The following is an 18929-nucleotide window of genomic DNA, read 5'->3' on the forward strand; positions in this document are numbered from 1 at the left end:
TGCTAGGGTTGGGCATTGCTCTGAGGAGGTTCTTCCATGCCACGCCGTCTGCCTCCGCTGTATGCCTTGCGCGCCTTTGAAGCCGCCTCCCGGCACAACTCATTCACCCGTGCGGCGGATGAGCTTTCCATCACGCAAAGTGCTGTCAGCCGGCATATCCGCACGCTCGAAGAGCACTTCGCCTGCCGCCTGTTCCAGCGCAGTGGCCGCAACCTGCAGCTCACCGAAGCGGCACGCCTGCTGTTGCCCGGCGTGCGCGAAGGCTTCGCAGCGCTGGAACGCGCCTGCCACACCCTGAACGCCGAAGACGACATCCTGCGCATGAAGGCGCCGTCGACCCTGACCATGCGTTGGTTGCTGGCGCGGCTCAGTCGCTTTCGCGCCTTGCAGCCGGGCAATGAGGTGCAACTGACCAGCGCATGGATGAGCGTGGATGAAGTGGACTTCAACCAGGAACCCTTCGACTGCGCTGTATTACTGAGCTACGGGCACTTTCCGGCGGATTGGGAGGCCTGCTACCTGTTCCCCGAATTGCTGATCCCGGTGGGCGCGCCCAATCTGCTCAATGACGGCCCCTGGGACGTCGCTCGCCTGGCGAGCGCCGAACTGCTGCACCCCACACCCGACCGCCGTGACTGGCGCAATTGGCTGGAGCGCATGGGGTTGTCGTCCCAGGTGTCGCTTAAGGGCGGGCAAGTGTTCGATACCTTGGAGTTGGGCATGATCGCCGCCGCGCGGGGTTACGGCGTGTCCATGGGTGATTTGCTGATGGTGGCCGAAGATGTGGCCCAGGGCCGCTTGAGCCTGCCGTGGCCGACGGCGGTGGCCAGTGGGGAAAATTACTATTTGGTATGGCCGAAAACCCGCCCCGGTGGCGAGCGCTTGCGGCGATTGGCGGAGTTTCTTCAAGGCGAAGTCAAGGCCATGGAATTGCCCCAGGTTGAACGCCTTGCCTAGCCCTTCGGTGCAATCGTTTGCGCGATACCCCTGTGAATCACTCAAGTATTGCCCGCGCTTGCCGAAGAAGGTGTGTTGGAACCCCCATTTTCCAGCGTTTCCCACACGATAATTTGCCGAGCTGCGCTAAGAGATCAGGATGATCCTGGCCTCGGCCAGGAGCTGTCATGTCTCAACCTCGCGCTCGGATCGCCTCTCAGTTAGGCCTCGCCTTGGCCGTCATTTTGGCGGTCGTCATCAGCGGCAGTACGGTTTTCGCCCTGCGTTCCCTCGACTCGGCCAACCTCGACACCCGCGAGGAACACCTGGCCAGCGAGGCACGCTTGCTGGCCGATCAACTCAACACCTTCCACAGCACCTTGCGCGAAAGCACTCAGCGATTGAGCGGGCTGTTTGAAAAGCGCTTTGGCGCCGGGCTGAGTGTGCGCCCGGACCAGCAAGTCACCGTGGCCGGTGTGCAGACTCCGAGCCTGCTGTTGGGCGATGAGGTGTTGAACAACAACTTCGCGGAGGTGGACGAGTTCAAGCAAATGTCCGGCGGCGTGGCCACGGTGTTTGTGCGCAGTGGCGAAGACTTCATCCGCATCAGTACCTCCCTGACCAAACAAGATGGCAATCGCGCCATCGGGACGGTGCTGGATCACCAGCATCCGGCTTATCAGCGCCTTTTGGCCGGGCAGAATTACATTGGGCGGGCGGTGTTATTTGATCGCTCCTACATGACCCAGTACAGCCCCGTGCGCGATGCCGCCGGCAAGGTGATCGCCGTGCTGTTTATCGGTTTTGATTACACCGACGAGCAAAAGGCCCAGTTCGACAACCTCAAACGCTTCCGTATCGGCCAGACCGGCTCGCTCGCCTTGCTGGACGAACAGAAGCACTGGCTGGTGCCACCGGCGGGCGTGCAAGCGCTGGATCAGGCGGTTCCGGTGATGCTTGATCTGGCCAGGAACCCAGGTAAAGGCCGCTTCTGGAGCGACAAGGACGAAGACTTCTACAGCGTTGCGGTGCCGTTCGACGGCGGCCCGTGGTCGGTGGTGGCGAGCATGCCGAAGTCTGAAATTCGTGCAGTCACCTGGGCGGTGGGTATTCGCCTGGTGATCGGCAGCGTGCTGGCGATGTTGCTGGCGGTGGGTGCGGCGGTGTGGTTGCTGCGCAGCAAATTGCAGCCTTTGAGCGACTTGGTGCGCCAGGCCGAAGCCTTGGGTGCTGGCGATTTGAGCGCACGCTTGAATGTGTCCAGCCATGACGAAATCGGCCAGTTGGCGAGCAGCTTCAACCAGATGGGTGAGGCGCTTTCGACCATGGTCTCGCACATCCGTAAAGCGGCCGAAGAGGTCAACAGCCGGGCGCAGGCGTTGTCCGGCCTGTCGGGTGGGGCCTATGAGGGCATGGAGCAGCAGTCCGGCGAAATCACCAGCATGGCCGGTGCAGTGGAAGAGTTCAGCGCCACCTCGCTGAACATCGCCGACAACATGGGCAATACCGAGCGACTGGCCCAGGAAAACGCCCAGCAAACGCGGATTGGCCGCACCTCGATGCAAGAGGCGTCGTCGTCGCTGGAGCATATCGCTACCGCCCTCAACAGCACGGCCACGGTGATCAACACCTTGGGCCAGCGCTCCCAGGAAATTGGCGGGATCGTCGGCGTGATCACCTCGATTGCCGAACAAACCAACCTGCTGGCGCTCAACGCCGCCATCGAGGCGGCGCGGGCCGGTGAGCAAGGCCGGGGCTTTGCGGTGGTTGCCGACGAAGTGCGCAACCTGGCCTCGCGCACGCGCCAGGCCACCGACGAAATCTCGGTGATGATCCAGAGCATCCAGCAGGAAACCGGCAACGCCATCAGCACCATGGAACACGGCAACGTGTTGATGCAGGAAGGCCTGTCGCGCAACGCCGACGTGGCCTCGGCCCTGGCACGCATCGACGAGCAAAGCCGTTCAGCCGGCCAGCAGTTTGCCGCGATCACCACCGCGACCCAGGAGCAGAGCAGCACGGCCAACGTGCTGAGCAGCAACCTGCAAAGCATCGCATTGGCCAACAGCGAACAGCGCGAAGTGGTGTCGAACCTGGCCATTACCGCCAAGGAACTGGAAACCCTGGCGGCCGGTTTGCGGCACGAGGTTGACCGTTTTCGTTAAGGCTTAATGCTCGCCCAGGCCTGGGTCCACGCGCTTGCCGATATCCTTGAGGCGCGCCAGTTGGTCGACCATCCCAGGCGCCTCGTCCATGCTGGTGACGAAGGTCCACAGGTAGGTCATGACCGCGTAGATGTGGCCGGCCTTTACCGCTGGCGACAGGGCCAACTGGCTGATCGCGACCACAAACAGCAGGGCTGCCAGCGTGCCGAGAAACAGGTACGCGGCGGCCTCGCGGTCGGACAGCCAGATGCGCAGGCGTGACAGCACGTGGTAGTGGCGACGCAAGGTGGGTGCGCCGACTTTTTCCACCAGGCCGATTTCTTTCTCCAGGCGATCATTCAGGCGCTCGTGCAGCTCCTGGTTGCGCTGGGCAAAGCGTGGCAGCAGCGTCACGCACAGCAGCAGGGCGGCCAGGCACGCCAGGCCGACCCAAGGCTCAATCACAATCAGCATCACCGCTGCGCCAATAATCGAGACCAGCGCCGTGGCGATAATCGGCACGTGTTTTTCAAAGAAGTCGACGAATTCGCGCGCAAGCACCACCCGTGCGGCGGACTTCGAGGTGCTGTGGTTCTGCTGGCGCTGGTTGAGAATCACCGGCACCGCAAGGTCGGCGTAGATCCGCGTAAAGGTGCGCGTGTCCAGCGCCCGCCGTGCTGCGCCGACCACCCAGAACGCCATCACCACCAGCGCATAGAACAGCGCACTGGTGGCATCGCCGCGAATAATCGAGTCCACCGCAAACCCGGCAAACAGCGGGTAGGCCAGCAGCAGCGCGTTCTCCAGCGCCACCAGTGACAGTGTGCAGAACAGCTTGCCGGGGTAAGCCTTGGCAATCGCCTTGAGCGTTTGGCCGGCGGATTGCTGGCCGATTTTCTTGCTTTCTTCAATCAGGATTTGCGGGGTCACGGATGACATGGGTGCACCAAAGGAGTGATAGACGCTATTATTGAGCGACTGCTCAAGTATCCTTGAGCGATCGCTCAAAAAGCAAGCACCGCTTATCTACCGGCGCCCGAAGGAATTGCCCATGTCGCGTATCGACCGTAAAGACCAGATCATCGCCGCCGCCCTGGAGCTGTTTCGCAGCAAGGGTTTTGCCGACGTGTCCACCCGCGACCTGGCCGAGCATGCCGGCCTGTCGCGCAGCCACGTCTATCACTACTTCAGCGACTGGAACGAACTGCGTCGCGAAGCCTTCGTGCGCTTTGCCAATGAGCAATTGGATGAAGTGCGCGAGCCCCTGGCGGATGCGCCGCCGCTTGAGGCGCTGGTGGGTTTTTTACGTGACTGCCTGCCGAGCACCGCTGATGCCGGCTGGGCGTTATGGCTGGATGCCTGGGACGAAGCCATGCACGACCCGCAAATGGCCCAGGCGTATCTGGTGATCAACGCGCAGTGGCAAGGCATGCTCGCCGAGGTGATTGAGCGAGGCGTGGCTGAGGGTGTTTTCCGCTGCGACTCGCCAGAACGCGCGGCCCGGCAAATCTTCGCGTTGGCGATGGGGTATGCCGATGACCTGATGCTCAAGCCGTCTGCGGAGTCGGCCGAGGCCGTGCTGGATGAGGTCCTGGAAGTGGCGCAGCTGCTGTTGGGTTTTCCCGCATAAGGCTTAACCCATTGCGGCAGGCCGGTACTGCAAGGCCTCCTGCAAATGATGCCGGGCAATATGTTCAACCCGCTCAAGGTCCGCCAGGGTGCGCGCCACCTTGAGCAAACGGTGGGCTGCGCGCAGGGACAAGGTCAGTCGTTCGCAGGCGCTTTCCAGCCAGCTTTCGTCAGCCTTTGCCAGTTGGCAGTGCTTGCGCAGCCCTGGCAGGTCCAGGAAGGCATTGGCGCAGCCTTGGCGTTTTTGCTGGCGTTCTCGGGCCTCGGCGACCTCCGCCGAGGCTGTTGCGGTGTTGTCGCCATCCTGTTGGAGCGGGTTCAGCGCGGTGGCTTCCCGGGCAACGGTGAGGTGCAAGTCGATCCGATCCAGCAACGGCCCCGATAGCTTGTTGCGGTAGCGCTGGATTTGCTCCGGCGTACACCGACAGCGCCCACTGGGTTCGCCCAGGTAGCCGCAAGGGCAGGGGTTCATGGCGGCCACCAATTGAAACCGTGCCGGAAAACTCACCCGGTCGCGGGCGCGGGAGATCACGATATGTCCGGATTCGAGCGGCTCGCGCAGCACTTCCAGCACTTTGCGATCAAACTCCGGCAGCTCATCCAGAAACAGCACGCCATGATGGGCCAGGGTGATTTCCCCCGGCTGCGGTTTTGACCCGCCGCCCACCAGTGCCGGCCCGGACGCCGAATGGTGCGGCTGGCGAAACGGGCGGTGCGGCCAATGGCTCAACGGCGCCAGGCTGACCACTGACTGGATGGCCGCCACTTCCAGGGCTTCCTGCTCACTCAGGGGCGGCAGCAAACCGGGCAGGCGGCTGGCAAGCAAGGTCTTGCCGGTGCCGGGTGGCCCGCTGAACAGAAGGTTGTGCGCGCCGGCCGCCGCAATCAGCAGTGCGCGCTTGGCGGCCAGTTGGCCTTGCACCTCACTCAAGTCCGGGTAAGGCTTGTTCAAGTAAAGCAAGCCATCGGATTTATACGGCTCAATCGGCACAACCCCATTCAAGTGCGCCACCACTTGCAGCAAGTGGTCCACTGCAATCACCTTCAACCCCGAGGCCAGGCACGCCTCCTCGGCATTTGCCCGAGGCACTATCACGGTGCGCCCGGCCTTGCGTGCGGCCAGCGCGGCCGGCAGCACACCCTTGACCGCCCGCACCTCCCCCGACAGTGCCAATTCCCCCAGGCATTCCACTTCATCGAGCATCAACGCCGGCACCTGCACGCTGGCGGCCAGGATGCCCAAGGCAATCGCCAAATCAAACCGCCCACCATCTTTGGGCAGGTCGGCGGGAGCAAGGTTTAGGGTGATACGACGGGCCGGGTATTGCAGGGCGCAGTTGAGGATGGCGCTGCGCACGCGGTCCTTGCTTTCCTTGACGGCGGTTTCCGGCAGGCCCACCAAGGTTAGCGAGGGAAGACCATTGGCCATATGCACTTCGACGGTGACGGCGGGGGCTTCTACGCCAATTTGGGCGCGGCTGTGGACGATGGCGAGGGACATGCTCGTTCCTTGAGTGGGAGGCCGCTTCCTGCGGGTTTTTCAAGGGTAGACGAGGTGGGGAGGAGCGAGACGGGGGAGTGTTTACAGAACGTATCCAAAGAGCGATGCAAAACAAATGTGGGAGCGGGCTTGCTCGCGAATGCGGTGGGTCAGCCAACATCCAGGTGTCTGACAGATTGCATTCGCGAGCAAGCCCGCTCCCACATTTTGACCGAGTTGTGACCGTTACTCGGCAGCGGGAGTCAACCGCGCTTCCAGCTCCGCTACCTTCGCTTCCAGGCTCTCCAACCGCGCACGGGTGCGGGCCAGTACGACCATCTGGCTGTCAAATTCTTCCCGGCTCACCAGGTCGAGCTTGCTGAAGCCGCTTTGCAGCAGGGCCTTGAACTGGCTTTCGATTTCGTTGCGGGGCAGCGGGGTTTCGCCGCTGAACAGGCGAGAGGCGTGGCCGCTCAGGGCGTCGAGGAGGTCTTTGGGCGCGAGCATGGGAAATATTCCGGAAAACTGTTGGCCGGCAGTGTATCACGCAGCGTCTATAGTCCTTTCACGGCCGCGAGCGCACGCTTTTCGCGCAGGGGGCCGGGCGGCTACGCACTGTTTTTGTGCGCATTGGCGCTGCCAAAACGCCCCGCAGGTGGGCATAAGTGGGCAAAGGACTGATTTCAGTGATTTTTACGGAGCTGGCAAGGTTTCTGCTTAGACGATCATGACCCATGCACTGATGCAGTCGCTGTGACGAATGCAGTGCGCCGACGGATCAGGGGTACAGGTTTCGTCACCAGTGGTTCGCTGGCGTCGCAACGGCAAATGCCGAGGCGACGACGCGTTACAAAGCCAGGCACTGCGCTTAGACTTGAGACGGGTTTGTTTTCCTGGGGCAAGTCCACCAATTCGGGAGAGAGTTTTCATGAAGCTAGTCACTGCCATCATCAAGCCGTTCAAGTTGGACGATGTACGCGAGTCACTGTCCGAGATCGGCGTGCAGGGCATTACCGTTACTGAGGTCAAAGGCTTCGGTCGGCAGAAGGGTCACACCGAGCTGTATCGCGGCGCGGAATACGTGGTCGATTTCCTGCCAAAGGTGAAGATTGATGTCGCCATTGACGACAAGGATCTTGACCGGGTTATCGAGGCGATAACCAAGGCGGCCAACACCGGCAAGATCGGTGACGGCAAGATCTTTGTGGTCAATCTGGAACAGGCTATTCGCATCCGTACCGGCGAAACCGATACCGACGCAATCTAAGCCGCCAAACCCCCAACGCCCCAGGAGAAAACAATATGACTCTGCGTAAATTCGCAGGGCTAGGAGCCCTGTTGTCCCTCGTAATGCCGGCCCTGGCATTGGCGGCGGACCCAGCCCCTGCTCCAGTCCTCAATTCCGGCGACACGGCGTGGATGCTTACATCCACCGCGCTGGTACTGTTCATGACCATTCCGGGCCTGGCGCTGTTCTACGGCGGCATGGTTCGCTCCAAAAACATTCTTTCCGTGATGATGCAGTGCTTCGCCATCACCGGTCTGATCACCATCTTGTGGTTCGTTTACGGCTACAGCATGGCGTTCGACACCACCGGTATGGAAGCAGGCGTCGTCAACCTCAACTCGTTCGTGGGCGGCCTGTCCAAACTGTTCCTGTCGGGCGTAACCCCGGCGAGCATTACCGGCCCTGCGGCGTTGTTCCCTGAGGCGGTGTTCGTCACCTTCCAGATGACCTTCGCGATCATTACCCCTGCGCTGATCGTCGGTGCGTTCGCCGAGCGCATGAAGTTCTCCGCGATGCTGATCTTCATGGGCGTCTGGTTCACCCTGGTCTACGCGCCGATTGCCCACATGGTGTGGGGCGGTCCGGGTTCGTTGATGGGTGACTGGGGCGTGCTGGACTTCGCTGGCGGCACCGTGGTGCACATTAACGCCGGTGTGGCCGGCCTGGTGGCGTGCCTGGTACTCGGCAAGCGCAAAGGCTTCCCGACTACGCCAATGGCGCCGCACAACCTGGGTTACACCCTGATCGGTGCAGCCATGCTGTGGGTGGGCTGGTTCGGCTTCAACGCCGGTTCCGCTGCGGCGGCCAACGGCACCGCCGGCATGGCGATGCTGGTGACTCAAATTGCTACCGCTGCTGCGGCACTGGGCTGGATGTTCGCCGAGTGGGTCACCCACGGTAAGCCAAGCGCACTGGGCATTGCCTCGGGCGTAGTCGCCGGCCTGGTTGCAATCACCCCGGCTGCCGGCACCGTTGGCCCGATGGGCGCGCTGGTCATCGGCCTGGCGGCGGGCGTGGTGTGCTTCTTCTGCGCCACTACCCTGAAGCGCAAACTGGGCTACGACGACTCCCTGGACGCCTTCGGCGTACACGGTATCGGCGGTATCCTCGGCGCGATCCTCACCGGCGTGTTTGCTGCACCTTCGCTGGGCGGCTTCAACGCGGCCACCACTGACATCGCGGCGCAAGTCTGGATCCAGTGCAAAGGCGTGGGCTTTACCGTGATCTACACGGCCATCGTGACCTTCATCATCCTCAAGGTGCTGGACATGGTGATGGGCCTGCGGGTGACCGAAGAAGAAGAGGCGGTGGGCCTCGACCTGGCGCAACACAACGAACGCGGCTACAACTTGTAAGTACGCGAAAAAAAGATGCCCGGCTTGCCGGGCATTTTTTTGTCTGGTGTTTGTCTGTGGCTAAAGGCGGATGGGTTTTTTGCCGAGTTTGTGATGGGATCCACACGGCACTTTTGAGGGTGCGAAAGTCTTACATGCATGTAGGCGTATTCGACACTTTGTTTTTTCCCAGACCGCGCTAGAATGCGCGCCGATGGGCGGAGAACTGTATGTGGCAACAGACCCTGATTACCCTGCGGGCCAAGCCCCGGGGCTTTCACCTGGTAACGGATGAGTTGCTTGCCGGCCTGCCTGAATTGAAGGCGTGTCGCGTAGGCCTGTTGCATTTGTGGCTGCAGCACACCTCGGCCTCGTTGACCATCAACGAGAATGCCGACCCGGCGGTTCGCCGTGACTTCGAACGTTTTTTCAACTCGCTGGTGCCGCAAGGGCGTGCAGGGTTCGAACATAACGACGAAGGTCCGGATGATCTGCCGGCGCACTTCAAGGCCAGTCTGCTGGGCTGCCAGTTGAGTTTGCCGGTCAAGGCCGGCCGCTTGGCGATAGGGACTTGGCAAGGTGTTTATCTGGGCGAGCACCGAGATCATGGCGGTGCTCGTAAAGTCCTCGCCACGTTGCACGGTGACGGGGCATAAGCCACTGGAAACCCAGTGGATGTTGATTTTTTTCCGGCGACCTCGACAGAGGATGAAGCTGGGCTATAACTAATCTGCTTTTCGCAAGTCATGAGGTAGAACATGAGCGACGATGATCTGGAAAACGACGACCTTGAAGTAGGTGACGACGACGAGGCCGAAGAAGGCCTTGAAGCGGCAGCTGAAGACGTTGCTGACGACGACGGTGGCGATGATGCACCCGCCCCGGCAGCCAAAGGCAAAGCCAAGGCCGCTGTCTCGGTAGACGAATTGCCGAGCGTTGAAGCCAAGAACAAAGAGCGCGATGCGCTGGCCCGTGCGATGGAAGAATTCCTCGCTAAAGGCGGCAAAGTGCAGGAAGTCGAGGCCAACGTGGTGGCAGACCCACCGAAGAAGCCGGATAACAAGTACGGCAGCCGACCTATCTGAGGTCAGCAGCCGCTTGTGAGAAAAAGCCCGCCGTCGCTGCGGGCTTTTTCATGCCTGAAACAAACTCTTAAAATTCACCACATTTTGATCTTCAGCGTGACTGCCAGCCGCGCAGCAGCTCCGGCAATTGCGTCAGGCTGCGAATCTCTGCATCCGGCTGCTTATCCGCTTCCCACGCCTTGCCCGTCGGGTTGAACCACACCGCGCGAAGCCCGGCCTGCTGCGCACCGGCGATGTCATCGCCAGGATGATCGCCAATATGCACGGCCTGACTTGCATCCACGCCACCGCGTTGCAAGGCTTCCTGAAACAGCCGCGCATCTGGCTTGGCGATGCCGATATCCTCGGCGCGCAGGGCAAAGTGGAAGTAATCCGCCAGCCCTACGCGTTGCACATCGGCATTGCCGTTGGTGATCACGCCCAGCAGGAAGTGCTGGCGCAGCGCCTGCAGCATGGGCTCCGCTTCCGGGAACGGGGTGAGCTGGTGACGGGCGTGAATAAACGCCTCGTAGCACACATCCGCCATCTGCGTGGCTTCAGGTTGCGGATAACCGGCTTCCTCAAATGCATGCATCAATACACGGTGGCGCAGGATGCTTATGCGGTATTTGAGTTCAGGATGGCGTTCCAATACCTGTTGGCGAAGGCTGGCGAAATGCTCCAGGGGCAAGTCGCCAACCTTGGAGGCGTTAACCGCCAGCCATTCGCGCATCGACGCCTCGGCGTTGATGATGACGGGTACGTTGTCCCAGAGCGTGTCGTCCAGGTCGAAGGTGATCAGCTTGATACTCATGAGTCGCCGCCCTTGATGCGTTTGGCCCGTGGATGGGCGCTGTCGTACACCGTCGCCAGGTGCTGGAAGTCGAGGTGGGTATAGATCTGCGTGGTCTTGATATCGGAGTGGCCGAGCAGCTCCTGCACGGCGCGCAGGTCCTGGGACGACTCCAGCATATGGCTGGCAAAAGAATGTCGCAGCATATGCGGGTGCAGGTTTTGCCCCAGTTCGCGCTCGCCGGCAGCCTTGACCCGCACCTGAATCGCCCGTGGCCCCAGGCGTCGGCCTTGCTGGCTGACAAACACCGCATCGTCCGCCGGGTTGGTCAACAGGCGCAGCGGCAACCACAGCTGCAAGGCTTCGCGGGCTTTCCTGCCCACCGGCAGCACACGGGTCTTGCTGCCCTTGCCGAGCACTTGCACGAGGCCGTCCGCCAGGTCCAGTTGGTCGAGGTTCAGGCCGGTCAGCTCCGACAGGCGCAGGCCCGAGGAATAGAACAGCTCCAGGATCGCTTGGTCACGGTGGGCCAGGAAATCGTCCTCAACAGCGCCGTCCAGCAATTGCAGGGCGCGGTCGGTGTCGAGGGTCTTGGGCAGGCGCCGCTCACCTTTGGGCGGCGACAGGCCATTGGCTGGGTCGTGGTCGCACAGGCCTTCGCGGTTGAGGTAGTGATAGAGGCCGCGTACCGCCGAGAGCAGACGCGACAGGCTGCGCGAAGACTGGCCCGCCTGGTGCAGGCGCGCGATCAGGCTGCGCAGGCTCTGGATATCCAGGGCCTTCCAGCTGCTGATCTGTTGTTTTTCGCAGTACGCCAGGACCTTGTTCAAGTCCCGTCGATAGGCTTCCAGGGTATGGGGCGACACCTGGCGCTCGTTGCGCAGGTGAGCGCAATAAGCGTCCAGTTGCCGTTCCATGGCTAGCGCACCGCGCGCAGGGCAGTGGTAAAGCGCGGCAGGACGCGGCCCAGCACTTCGGCGATGTAGGTCAAAAACAGCGTGCCCACCGAGCTTTTGTAGTGCGCAGGGTCGCGGCTGGCAATCGCCAATACGCCGTGCAGGCCTTGATGGCTGAGGGCGACTACGGCGGTAGAGCCGATCTGCTTGCGCTGTTCGGCGCCAAACAGGAAGTCCAGCTCGTGTTCACGCAAGGTGCCGCTGATGGTCTTGCCTTCCGAAAGCAGGCCGCCGATTGCAGTTTGCGCATCGCTGCCACTGACCCAACGGCCTACCGGCATCGGGTTGTCGCTGAACAAAATCAGGCTGACAAACGGCACCTGGAAGTCCTGGCGCAGGCTGTCTTCCACGGCGATCACCGTTTCTTCCAGGCTGTTGGCGTCCATCAGGGTCAGGATCAGGCGGCGGGTCTTGTCGAACAAGCGATCGTTGTCGCGGGCCACATCCATCAGGTGTGAAAGCCGATGGCGCATTTCGATATTGCGCTCGCGCAGGATCTTCATCTGCCGCTCCACCAGCGACACGGTATCGCCACGCTGGTGGGGGATGCGCAGCGCAGGCAGCAGTTCTTCGTGTTCGACGAAGAAGTCCGGATTAGCCTCAAGGTACGCCGCGACAGCAGCGGCCTCCAGACTTTCGCTTGGGGTTGCTTGGGCGGGTACTTGAGGCTTATCGGTCATTAGCTTGGCTCACTCATAGACGGACCTGTCCTTCGTATACACGCGAGGCCGGCCCGGTCATCATCACCGGGTGGCCAGGGCCTGCCCACTCGATGGACAAGCGTCCACCAGGCAGGTCGATCAATAGGGGCGAATCCATCCACCCCTGACTGATCGCGGCGACGGCTGCGGCGCAAGCACCGGTGCCGCACGCCTGGGTTTCGCCGGCGCCGCGTTCCCACACACGCAGCTGTGCGCGGGTACGGTCGATCACCTGCAAAAAGCCCACGTTCACCCGTGCCGGAAAGCGCGGGTGATGCTCGATCTTCGGCCCCAGCTCATGCACCGGGGCGTTATTGATGTCGTTGACCCGCAGCACGGCATGGGGGTTGCCCATAGAGACCGCAGCGATGTCGACGATTTTGCCTTCTACATCCAGCGCGTAACTGGCGGCCTGCTCGGTGGCCTGAAACGGAATATCCGCCGGCACCAGGCGTGGCGCGCCCATGTTGACGCTGATCTGGCCGTCGCTGCGAATATCCAGCTCGATCACGCCGCTCTTGGTTTCGACGCGAATCTGGCGCTTGGCGGTCAGGCGCTTGTCCAGCACAAAGCGCGCAAAGCACCGCGCACCGTTGCCGCACTGTTCCACTTCGGAGCCGTCGGAGTTGAAGATCCGGTAACGGAAATCCACTTCCGGGTTGCTCGGCGCTTCGACGATCAGCAATTGGTCGAAACCGATGCCGGTGTGGCGGTCGCCCCACTGTTTAGCGTGCTTGGGCAGGATATGCGCGTGCTGGCTGACCAGGTCAAGGACCATAAAATCATTACCCAGCCCGTGCATCTTGGTAAAACGCAGCAGCATGGCTTACTCCGGCAGCAGGCTTTCGCCAGCATACAACTCGGCTACCGTCTCGCGGCGACGCACTTCAAACGCTTGATCACCGTCCACCAGCACCTCGGCGGCACGGCCGCGGGTGTTGTAGTTGGAACTCATGACAAACCCGTAGGCACCGGCCGAATGCACGGCCAGCAGGTCACCTTCTTCCAGGGCCAACTGACGATCCTTGGCCAGGAAGTCGCCGGTCTCGCAGATCGGGCCGACGATATCGTAGGCGCGGCCTTCGCCCTCGCGCGGGGTTACGGCAGTGACGTCCATCCAGGCCTGGTACAGCGCCGGGCGGATCAGGTCGTTCATGGCCGCATCGACAATGGCGAAATCCTTGTGCTCGGTGTGCTTGAGGTACTCGACCTGGGTCAGCAGCACGCTGGCGTTGGCAACGATATAACGGCCCGGCTCGAACATCAGGGTCAGGCCGCGGCCTTCGGTGCGCTCGCGTACAGCCTTGATGTAATCGGCGATCAGCGGCGGTTCTTCATCGCGATAACGCACACCCACGCCGCCGCCAAGGTCGATGTGTTGCAGGTAAATACCGCATTCGCCAAGGCGTTCGGTCAGTGCCAGCAGGCGGTCGAGCGCATCGAGGAACGGCGGCAGGGTGGTCAGTTGCGAGCCGATATGGCAGTCGACACCCAGCACTTCCAGGTTCGGCAGCTGTGCGGCACGGATGTACACGTCCTCGGCGTCGGCAATGGCGATGCCGAACTTGTTCTCTTTGAGACCGGTGGAAATATACGGGTGCGTGCCGGCATCGACGTCCGGGTTGACGCGCAGGGAGATCGGCGCGCGAACGCCCATCTGGGCAGCAACCACTTGCAGGCGCTCCAGTTCGTCGGTGGATTCGACGTTGAAGCAATGCACGCCGACTTCGAGGGCACGGCGCATGTCTTCGCGGCTTTTGCCGACACCCGAGAAGACGATCTTGTCAGCCGTGCCGCCGGCAGCCAGAACACGTTCCAGCTCGCCACGGGAAACGATGTCAAAACCAGCGCCAAGACGCGCCAGGACATTCAGTACACCCAGGTTGGAGTTGGCCTTGACCGCGTAGCACACCCTGTGTGGAACGCCTTCCAGTGGGTCGGTGAACGAGCGGTATTGGGCTTCGATGTGCGCACGCGAGTACACATAGGTCGGGGTGCCAAACTGCTCGGCAATCGCGGACAGCGCCACGCCTTCCGCGAACAGCTCGCCGTCCCGGTAGTTAAAAGCGTCCATGAGGTTCCCTTAGTAAGTGTCGTGCTTATGCGCTTTTGCAGCTTTTTGCGACGACTGTGCCTGGTCGTTCGGGTCTTTGCTGTCATCGGGCAGGTACAGCGGGCCTTTTTGACCACAGGCACTAACGAGGCAAGCGACCGCGACGAGCGCAGCAAGGGAAGAGATCAGGCGCTTCATGGCGAAATCCTTGAATATGCATTAATTGCGCCCGAGTATACCGACCACCCGCCAGCTTGCCTATGTGCCGTAATACCCGTCCGGCGGGGGTTTGCCGAGCATGCCGCGATTCGGCCTACGCTAAATGAGGATATTTCACGCGGCTACGGTTAATGAAATCGGTATCCTTTGCAATCATCATGGCGCGTCCGTATCGTGCGCCGCTTGAGCGTGACCAGACACTTTTCGAGGTTCCCACAATGAGTTTGACCGAAGCCCGTTTTCACGACCTGGTGGATTCGACCCAGCAGGCGCTGGAAGATATTTTCGACGAGAGCGGCCTGGATGTGGACCTGGAAAACTCGGCTGGCGTGCTGACCGTCAAGTTTGAAAACGGCACCCAACTGATCTTCAGTCGCCAGGAGCCGCTGCGTCAGCTGTGGCTGGCGGCGCGTTCGGGTGGTATTCACTTCGAATACGACCAAGCAAGCGGAAAGTGGCAATGTGACAAAAGTGAAGAATTGCTGGGCGAAATGCTTGAACGCCTGGTTTGGGAACAGGCCGGCGAAAAGCTGGACTTCGACGAGATCTGATGGTGACCCAGCCTGCACCTGTACGCCCGCCCAAGCCGCTGTTCAGCAATGTCAGCCCGGCGGTGCCGTCACCTTGTATCAGTTTGTGTCGTCTGGACGAGCAGAAAGTCTGCCTCGGCTGCTACCGGCACGTGGAAGACATCCGTGAATGGCGCTCCGCCGACGATGCCCGGCGCCGCGTGATCTGCGCCGAAGCCGAACAGCGCAGGGCGCGCGCCTGAGGCCGTCTTGTTTATTTGTGACGCTGTGGTAGTGTCCGGGTACGCCTCAACTCATCGAGGCCCGTGAGAACCCCGCCTTTTCCTGGCGGGGTTTTGCTTTTTTGTGCAGAAAAAAGGAGTCTGCCTGAATCATGACCGCACCTTCCATCATTCTTACCCGTCTTGACGTGCAGCGTCTTGAGCAACTGATCGACCGTATGGACGAGACTCAACCGGGTGTTGTCGCGCTGCAAGCCGAGCTCGACCGTGCCGAAGAAGTGGTTGGCCACGATGAAGTGCCTGCAAGTGTCGTGACCATGAACTCCAGCGTACATTGCCGTGAGCAAGGCAGCGGCAAGGACTACCACCTGACCCTGGTTTACCCCAAGGATGCCAATGCCGACGAAGGTAAAATTTCGATCCTGGCACCTGTAGGCAGCGCCTTGCTGGGCCTGCAAGTGGGTCAGCACATCGACTGGCCTGCGCCGGGCGGCAAAACCCTCAAGCTTGAATTGCTCAGCGTTGAAGGCCAGCCCAAAGATGGCGGCGCATTTTCCATCTAACCAGAGCCGCTTTAAATCTGGCTCAGTGCCGCATTCAGCGACAACTCCAGCTCGGCCTTGTAACGCAGATACAAGTTGCTCGGGCTTTGCACATCACCGAGCAGGCCGGACAGGTCCAGGTCGGTGATGTAGCAGCGGTAACGCTCGGTCTCCCGGCGTTGCCCGACGATTTCCTGGGCCACCACGGCAAACAGTTGGTCGCCGAACTCCAGCTCGGAAAACTCCCGTTGATTGCAGTACAGGGTAATGCCGACCTGGCCGGGTGCGGCCTTGCCGATAATCGCCTGCACGTCATAAAACGGCTTGTTGGCCGGGTTCTGCGGCACCGGCCGAGGCTCGATGCCGCGGGCGCGATGACTGCCTGACGGCAACAGTTGGTAATACAAAGTCTGCACTTCACCCAGCGGTTGCTGGGTATCCAGCGGTGCCAGGGCTTCGCGACGGTAGATGATCGACTGCAGGAAGCGCTGCAGCGGCACCAACAGGCTTTGCTCATCATGAAACGGCAAGCGTTGCTGCCACAGCGCGTTGAACTCATCCAACACATACAGCTCGGCGAAGCCTTCATTGACCCGGTAGAACACCTGCACGCAATCAGCCAGGCCCATGGGCAGCAGCAGGGCCAGGTCGTGGTCTTCCAGCGCCATGGCGTCCAGGTGCAGCGGGCTGTAGCTGGCCAGCTCTTCGCTGAGGTAGGCGATGAGTGCGTCCTGAGTGGGCAGTGGCACGTGAGTGGCCTGGCCCGGCGTCAGTTCCATCACGTGATAGTGCTGCTGCACCTGCAACAGATAGCGGTGATTGGACTGGCCAAGCAGCAGGTTCTGCACGGTATCGAAGATTTCTTCCACCCGCTGGGCAATGAATTGCGCACGGTTGTGGCAGAAGCAGCGCACCCGCAGGCGTGGCAGGTGGTTCGGCGGCAGTTGGTTGAGGTAGTCGCGCAGGCAGTCGAGCAGTGCATGGGGGCCGTCGTAGCGGCTGACCAGTACCTCGTTCCAACTGTTGAGCGTGACCTGATCCAGGGTCAGCACCAGGTTGTCACGCACACCGGCATAACTCAGGGAGTCAGTGCGCTCGGTGGTCATGAGGATATTCAAGTCGCGGTGATGCTTGAGCGGATCGACGCCGACGTTGATCAGCAGCAGCACCTCTTCCGGCACCGCCGAGTGCAACAGGCGGTCCTCATCGACACTGGCCAGGGGCAGGGCGATGGTCTGTTGCAGGCTGCCCAGCAGGTTGAACAGCTCGAATTCGGTCATGTCGCTGACGCCTGGATGCAGGGCCAGGCGCGTGCTGCTGTCGATCACGCCGTTGCGATGGCACCAGGTGAGCATTTCCAACAGGTCGCGGCTGCGCTTGATCGGCGCGAAGTGCTCCCATTCCAGCGCCGTGAGGTTGCCGTTGTACAAGCCCCAATGATGCTGGCCAGGTTCTTTGCGGTTGGGCGATTGCACCAGGGTGAGGGTGTCTTCGGCCAGGTCCGGAGCGATGCCGGGGTTGATGAACTCAACCTTGCCGGCCTTGCGCTCAAATGCGGCATACAGGCGCCGGCCCAGAACATTGAGGTCGCGTTTGTTGATCAGGCTGACGGTCTGCTCGGTGCGGGCGAACTGGGTGAGAAAGCGATAGCTGTAATTGAGTTCGTTGACCAGCGCGCGGCGCTCGGAAGCCACCTGGCGCACTTTCCACTGGCTGCGGCTGTCCAGCAAGGCCAGTTGACGCTGGTCCCAACCCCATTCAAGGGCCAGGCGCTCCAGCAACAGCCGCTGCCAACTGGTGCTGCGCTGGCCGGCGCTGAGCTTGCGATTGACCTTCAGGTACAGCGCGCGGCGTACCAGCTCCAGGCGTTCGGGCTCATTGCGCGCCTTGAGGTATTCCTCGATGCGGCGGTAAACCACGATGTACGGGTCCAGCTCATCCAGGTCCATCTGGTTGGCGAACACCGCACGTTTGAAGCGCAGGCTCAGGCAGTGCACGTTCGGGTGTTCGCTGGCGTACACCTCGGTCAGCAGCAGCTTGAGCACCGATTTGTACGGCGACTCGATGCCCTTGAACAGTTGCCACAACCCGGCGCCGATGAATTCGCCCGGCGGGATGTGCGCCAGGTGGCCGAGGTCGAGGGTTTCATCGGCGCGGATAAAACGTTTGGAGATCAGCGCGTGGGTGAATTCGGCGTAGCGGGTTTCTTCATAGACCGGCACCAGCCACCAGATGGGCGTGCGCCCGGCAAGCCAGATGGCGGTGCGGTAGAACTCATCCAGCAACAGGTAATGCTGGGTGGTGCCGCAGTCGTCGGAGCTCAGTTGGGTGTCGCGCTCGCCCAACACGAAGCGCGTGGGCTCGATCAGGAAGAAGTGGGCCTCGGCGCCCATGGTCAGGGCCCAGGCTTCCAGCAATTGGCACTTTTTGCGCAGCTCGGCCAGTTCGTTCTCGCCAACGTCCGCAGCGTGGCAGACCCACACGTCCATGTCGCTCTGGTCCGCCTGGGCCAAGGTGCCGAGGCTGCCCATCAGGAACAGGCCGTGGATCGGCTGCGGCGGGTTGCCATGGCGCGGCTTATAGGAGAACGAGCGGGTCAGGCGCTGGGCTTCCGTCAGAGCCTGGGCGTCGGGTTCGAAATTCGACAACCCTGCCGGCGTGCTGCTGGAGACATAGCCGGGCAACAACGGGTGGTTGACGTGGAAAAACAACGGCAGCAGGGTCAGCACGCTCTGTTGGCGTGGCGTCAGCCCTTCGACGGCGCGGGCCATGCGGCCTGCATTGAGGGCCATGAAGCGCGCACGCAATTGGGCCAGCACCTTGCGGTCGATGCCTTCGTCCAGGTCGGGGCGGATTTCATGGGTGCGGGTCATGTTTAAGTCGTTGGCTCGAAGAGCCCGACGTGGGCGGCCGTGTAGGAGTTTACAGCCTCAAGCGTAGGAGGTTTAGAGGGTATGCGGCTTTTTGGCGTCAGAATTATGTGCCGCCCACAGCAACGCCCTCGGAATCCGCAGCAGGCGGACTCCATGGGCGAAAGTA

20 protein-coding genes are annotated in these 18929 nt (G+C 61.5%); 10 read left to right on the plus strand and 10 right to left on the minus strand.

The features are described from left to right. Nucleotides 1-36 precede the first annotated feature (36 nt). Both FFI16_RS27670 and FFI16_RS27675 read left to right on the plus strand, forming a co-directional pair. A complete protein-coding gene (locus FFI16_RS27670) occupies nt 37-957 on the plus strand; it encodes a LysR substrate-binding domain-containing protein (protein ID WP_138813326.1) in 921 nt (306 codons plus the stop codon). Between the two features lie 167 nt (nt 958-1124). Further along, entirely contained in the window at nt 1125-3101 is a 1977-nt protein-coding gene (locus FFI16_RS27675) for a methyl-accepting chemotaxis protein (protein ID WP_138813327.1), read from the plus strand. A 3-nt stretch (nt 3102-3104) separates the two neighbouring features. Here FFI16_RS27675 and FFI16_RS27680 read toward each other — a convergent pair whose 3' ends face one another. Continuing rightward, entirely contained in the window at nt 3105-4019 is a 915-nt protein-coding gene (locus tag FFI16_RS27680; RefSeq protein WP_169988058.1) for an ABC transporter six-transmembrane domain-containing protein, read from the minus strand. 112 nt (nt 4020-4131) lie between these two features. Here FFI16_RS27680 and FFI16_RS27685 point away from each other — a divergent pair, with 112 nt between their 5' ends. Beyond that, the gene (locus FFI16_RS27685) at nt 4132-4710 is read left to right on the plus strand and encodes a TetR/AcrR family transcriptional regulator (protein ID WP_138813329.1); all 579 of its coding nucleotides are present in this window, start codon (nt 4132-4134) and stop codon (nt 4708-4710) included. Nucleotides 4711-4713: 3 nt separating this feature from the next. Here the strand turns inward: FFI16_RS27685 and FFI16_RS27690 are convergent, their stop codons facing one another. Together FFI16_RS27690 and FFI16_RS27695 are read right to left on the minus strand one after the other, a co-directional pair. Further along, entirely contained in the window at nt 4714-6210 is a 1497-nt protein-coding gene (locus FFI16_RS27690) for a YifB family Mg chelatase-like AAA ATPase (RefSeq protein WP_138813330.1), read from the minus strand. 225 nt (nt 6211-6435) lie between these two features. Further along, entirely contained in the window at nt 6436-6696 is a 261-nt protein-coding gene (locus FFI16_RS27695; protein ID WP_099585989.1) for an accessory factor UbiK family protein, read from the minus strand. A 421-nt stretch (nt 6697-7117) separates the two neighbouring features. Here FFI16_RS27695 and glnK point away from each other — a divergent pair, with 421 nt between their 5' ends. The 4 genes from glnK to sutA all read left to right on the plus strand — a co-directional run bounded on the left by glnK (nt 7118) and on the right by sutA (nt 9896). Then, on the plus strand, nt 7118-7456 hold the full coding sequence (glnK, locus tag FFI16_RS27700) for a P-II family nitrogen regulator (protein WP_002555808.1): 339 nt from the start codon (nt 7118-7120) through the stop codon (nt 7454-7456). 35 nt (nt 7457-7491) lie between these two features. Beyond that, entirely contained in the window at nt 7492-8832 is a 1341-nt protein-coding gene (locus FFI16_RS27705) for an ammonium transporter (RefSeq protein WP_138813331.1), read from the plus strand. Nucleotides 8833-9041: 209 nt separating this feature from the next. Beyond that, nucleotides 9042-9467, plus strand: a complete 426-nt coding sequence (locus FFI16_RS27710) for a secondary thiamine-phosphate synthase enzyme YjbQ (protein WP_056860808.1) — start codon at nt 9042-9044, stop codon at nt 9465-9467. 102 nt (nt 9468-9569) lie between these two features. Continuing rightward, nucleotides 9570-9896: a transcriptional regulator SutA gene (gene sutA / locus FFI16_RS27715; protein WP_017135899.1), complete on the plus strand. Its 327-nt coding sequence runs from the start codon at nt 9570-9572 to the stop codon at nt 9894-9896. Between the two features lie 91 nt (nt 9897-9987). Here the strand turns inward: sutA and FFI16_RS27720 are convergent, their stop codons facing one another. The 6 genes from FFI16_RS27720 to FFI16_RS27745 are packed head-to-tail and all read right to left on the minus strand — an operon-like array spanning nt 9988 to nt 14576. Then, complete coding sequence (locus tag FFI16_RS27720; RefSeq protein ID WP_138813332.1) at nt 9988-10689, minus strand: HAD family hydrolase; 702 nt, start codon at nt 10687-10689, stop codon at nt 9988-9990. Further along, nucleotides 10686-11585 (minus strand): tyrosine recombinase XerC, encoded by a 900-nt coding sequence (xerC, locus tag FFI16_RS27725; protein WP_010207453.1) that lies wholly within the window; start codon nt 11583-11585, stop codon nt 10686-10688. The genes FFI16_RS27720 and xerC overlap by 4 nt, the downstream gene beginning before the upstream one ends. A gap of 2 nt (nt 11586-11587) precedes the next feature. Continuing rightward, nucleotides 11588-12304, minus strand: a complete 717-nt coding sequence (locus tag FFI16_RS27730; protein WP_138813333.1) for a DUF484 family protein — start codon at nt 12302-12304, stop codon at nt 11588-11590. 13 nt (nt 12305-12317) lie between these two features. After that, entirely contained in the window at nt 12318-13148 is an 831-nt protein-coding gene (gene dapF, locus FFI16_RS27735; protein WP_017134993.1) for a diaminopimelate epimerase, read from the minus strand. A gap of 3 nt (nt 13149-13151) precedes the next feature. Further along, nucleotides 13152-14399 carry a diaminopimelate decarboxylase gene (gene lysA, locus FFI16_RS27740; RefSeq protein ID WP_138813334.1) on the minus strand — a complete coding sequence of 416 codons (1248 nt, stop codon included), beginning with the start codon at nt 14397-14399 and terminating at the stop codon, nt 13152-13154. A 9-nt stretch (nt 14400-14408) separates the two neighbouring features. Further along, nucleotides 14409-14576 (minus strand): lipoprotein, encoded by a 168-nt coding sequence (locus tag FFI16_RS27745; protein ID WP_017134995.1) that lies wholly within the window; start codon nt 14574-14576, stop codon nt 14409-14411. Between the two features lie 239 nt (nt 14577-14815). Here FFI16_RS27745 and cyaY point away from each other — a divergent pair, with 239 nt between their 5' ends. The 3 genes from cyaY to rnk all read left to right on the plus strand — a co-directional run bounded on the left by cyaY (nt 14816) and on the right by rnk (nt 15911). Further along, nucleotides 14816-15148, plus strand: a complete 333-nt coding sequence (gene cyaY, locus FFI16_RS27750; RefSeq protein WP_138813335.1) for an iron donor protein CyaY — start codon at nt 14816-14818, stop codon at nt 15146-15148. Nucleotides 15149-15150: 2 nt separating this feature from the next. Next, nucleotides 15151-15369, plus strand: a complete 219-nt coding sequence (locus FFI16_RS27755) for a DUF1289 domain-containing protein (RefSeq protein WP_056860802.1) — start codon at nt 15151-15153, stop codon at nt 15367-15369. 131 nt (nt 15370-15500) lie between these two features. After that, the gene (gene rnk / locus FFI16_RS27760; RefSeq protein ID WP_138813336.1) at nt 15501-15911 is read left to right on the plus strand and encodes a nucleoside diphosphate kinase regulator; all 411 of its coding nucleotides are present in this window, start codon (nt 15501-15503) and stop codon (nt 15909-15911) included. 11 nt (nt 15912-15922) lie between these two features. Here the strand turns inward: rnk and FFI16_RS27765 are convergent, their stop codons facing one another. After that, complete coding sequence (locus FFI16_RS27765; protein WP_138813337.1) at nt 15923-18763, minus strand: class I adenylate cyclase; 2841 nt, start codon at nt 18761-18763, stop codon at nt 15923-15925. Between the last annotated feature and the right edge of the window lie 166 nt (nt 18764-18929).

The organism is Pseudomonas sp. KBS0710 (assembly GCF_005938045.2).
Classification (GTDB): Bacteria; Pseudomonadota; Gammaproteobacteria; order Pseudomonadales; family Pseudomonadaceae; genus Aquipseudomonas.

What these genes read in the sequence shown, in the direction of transcription:
- FFI16_RS27670 (WP_138813326.1), top strand. Translation starts at nt 37, where the DNA reads ATGCCACGCCGTCTGCCTCCGCTGTATGCCTTGCGCGCCTTTGAAGCC.
- FFI16_RS27675 (WP_138813327.1), top strand. Translation starts at nt 1,125, where the DNA reads ATGTCTCAACCTCGCGCTCGGATCGCCTCTCAGTTAGGCCTCGCCTTG.
- FFI16_RS27680 (WP_169988058.1), bottom strand. Translation starts at nt 4,019, where the DNA reads ATGTCATCCGTGACCCCGCAAATCCTGATTGAAGAAAGCAAGAAAATC.
- FFI16_RS27685 (WP_138813329.1), top strand. Translation starts at nt 4,132, where the DNA reads ATGTCGCGTATCGACCGTAAAGACCAGATCATCGCCGCCGCCCTGGAG.
- FFI16_RS27690 (WP_138813330.1), bottom strand. Translation starts at nt 6,210, where the DNA reads ATGTCCCTCGCCATCGTCCACAGCCGCGCCCAAATTGGCGTAGAAGCC.
- FFI16_RS27695 (WP_099585989.1), bottom strand. Translation starts at nt 6,696, where the DNA reads ATGCTCGCGCCCAAAGACCTCCTCGACGCCCTGAGCGGCCACGCCTCT.
- glnK (WP_002555808.1), top strand. Translation starts at nt 7,118, where the DNA reads ATGAAGCTAGTCACTGCCATCATCAAGCCGTTCAAGTTGGACGATGTA.
- FFI16_RS27705 (WP_138813331.1), top strand. Translation starts at nt 7,492, where the DNA reads ATGACTCTGCGTAAATTCGCAGGGCTAGGAGCCCTGTTGTCCCTCGTA.
- FFI16_RS27710 (WP_056860808.1), top strand. Translation starts at nt 9,042, where the DNA reads ATGTGGCAACAGACCCTGATTACCCTGCGGGCCAAGCCCCGGGGCTTT.
- sutA (WP_017135899.1), top strand. Translation starts at nt 9,570, where the DNA reads ATGAGCGACGATGATCTGGAAAACGACGACCTTGAAGTAGGTGACGAC.
- FFI16_RS27720 (WP_138813332.1), bottom strand. Translation starts at nt 10,689, where the DNA reads ATGAGTATCAAGCTGATCACCTTCGACCTGGACGACACGCTCTGGGAC.
- xerC (WP_010207453.1), bottom strand. Translation starts at nt 11,585, where the DNA reads ATGGAACGGCAACTGGACGCTTATTGCGCTCACCTGCGCAACGAGCGC.
- FFI16_RS27730 (WP_138813333.1), bottom strand. Translation starts at nt 12,304, where the DNA reads ATGACCGATAAGCCTCAAGTACCCGCCCAAGCAACCCCAAGCGAAAGT.
- dapF (WP_017134993.1), bottom strand. Translation starts at nt 13,148, where the DNA reads ATGCTGCTGCGTTTTACCAAGATGCACGGGCTGGGTAATGATTTTATG.
- lysA (WP_138813334.1), bottom strand. Translation starts at nt 14,399, where the DNA reads ATGGACGCTTTTAACTACCGGGACGGCGAGCTGTTCGCGGAAGGCGTG.
- FFI16_RS27745 (WP_017134995.1), bottom strand. Translation starts at nt 14,576, where the DNA reads ATGAAGCGCCTGATCTCTTCCCTTGCTGCGCTCGTCGCGGTCGCTTGC.
- cyaY (WP_138813335.1), top strand. Translation starts at nt 14,816, where the DNA reads ATGAGTTTGACCGAAGCCCGTTTTCACGACCTGGTGGATTCGACCCAG.
- rnk (WP_138813336.1), top strand. Translation starts at nt 15,501, where the DNA reads ATGACCGCACCTTCCATCATTCTTACCCGTCTTGACGTGCAGCGTCTT.
- FFI16_RS27765 (WP_138813337.1), bottom strand. Translation starts at nt 18,763, where the DNA reads ATGACCCGCACCCATGAAATCCGCCCCGACCTGGACGAAGGCATCGAC.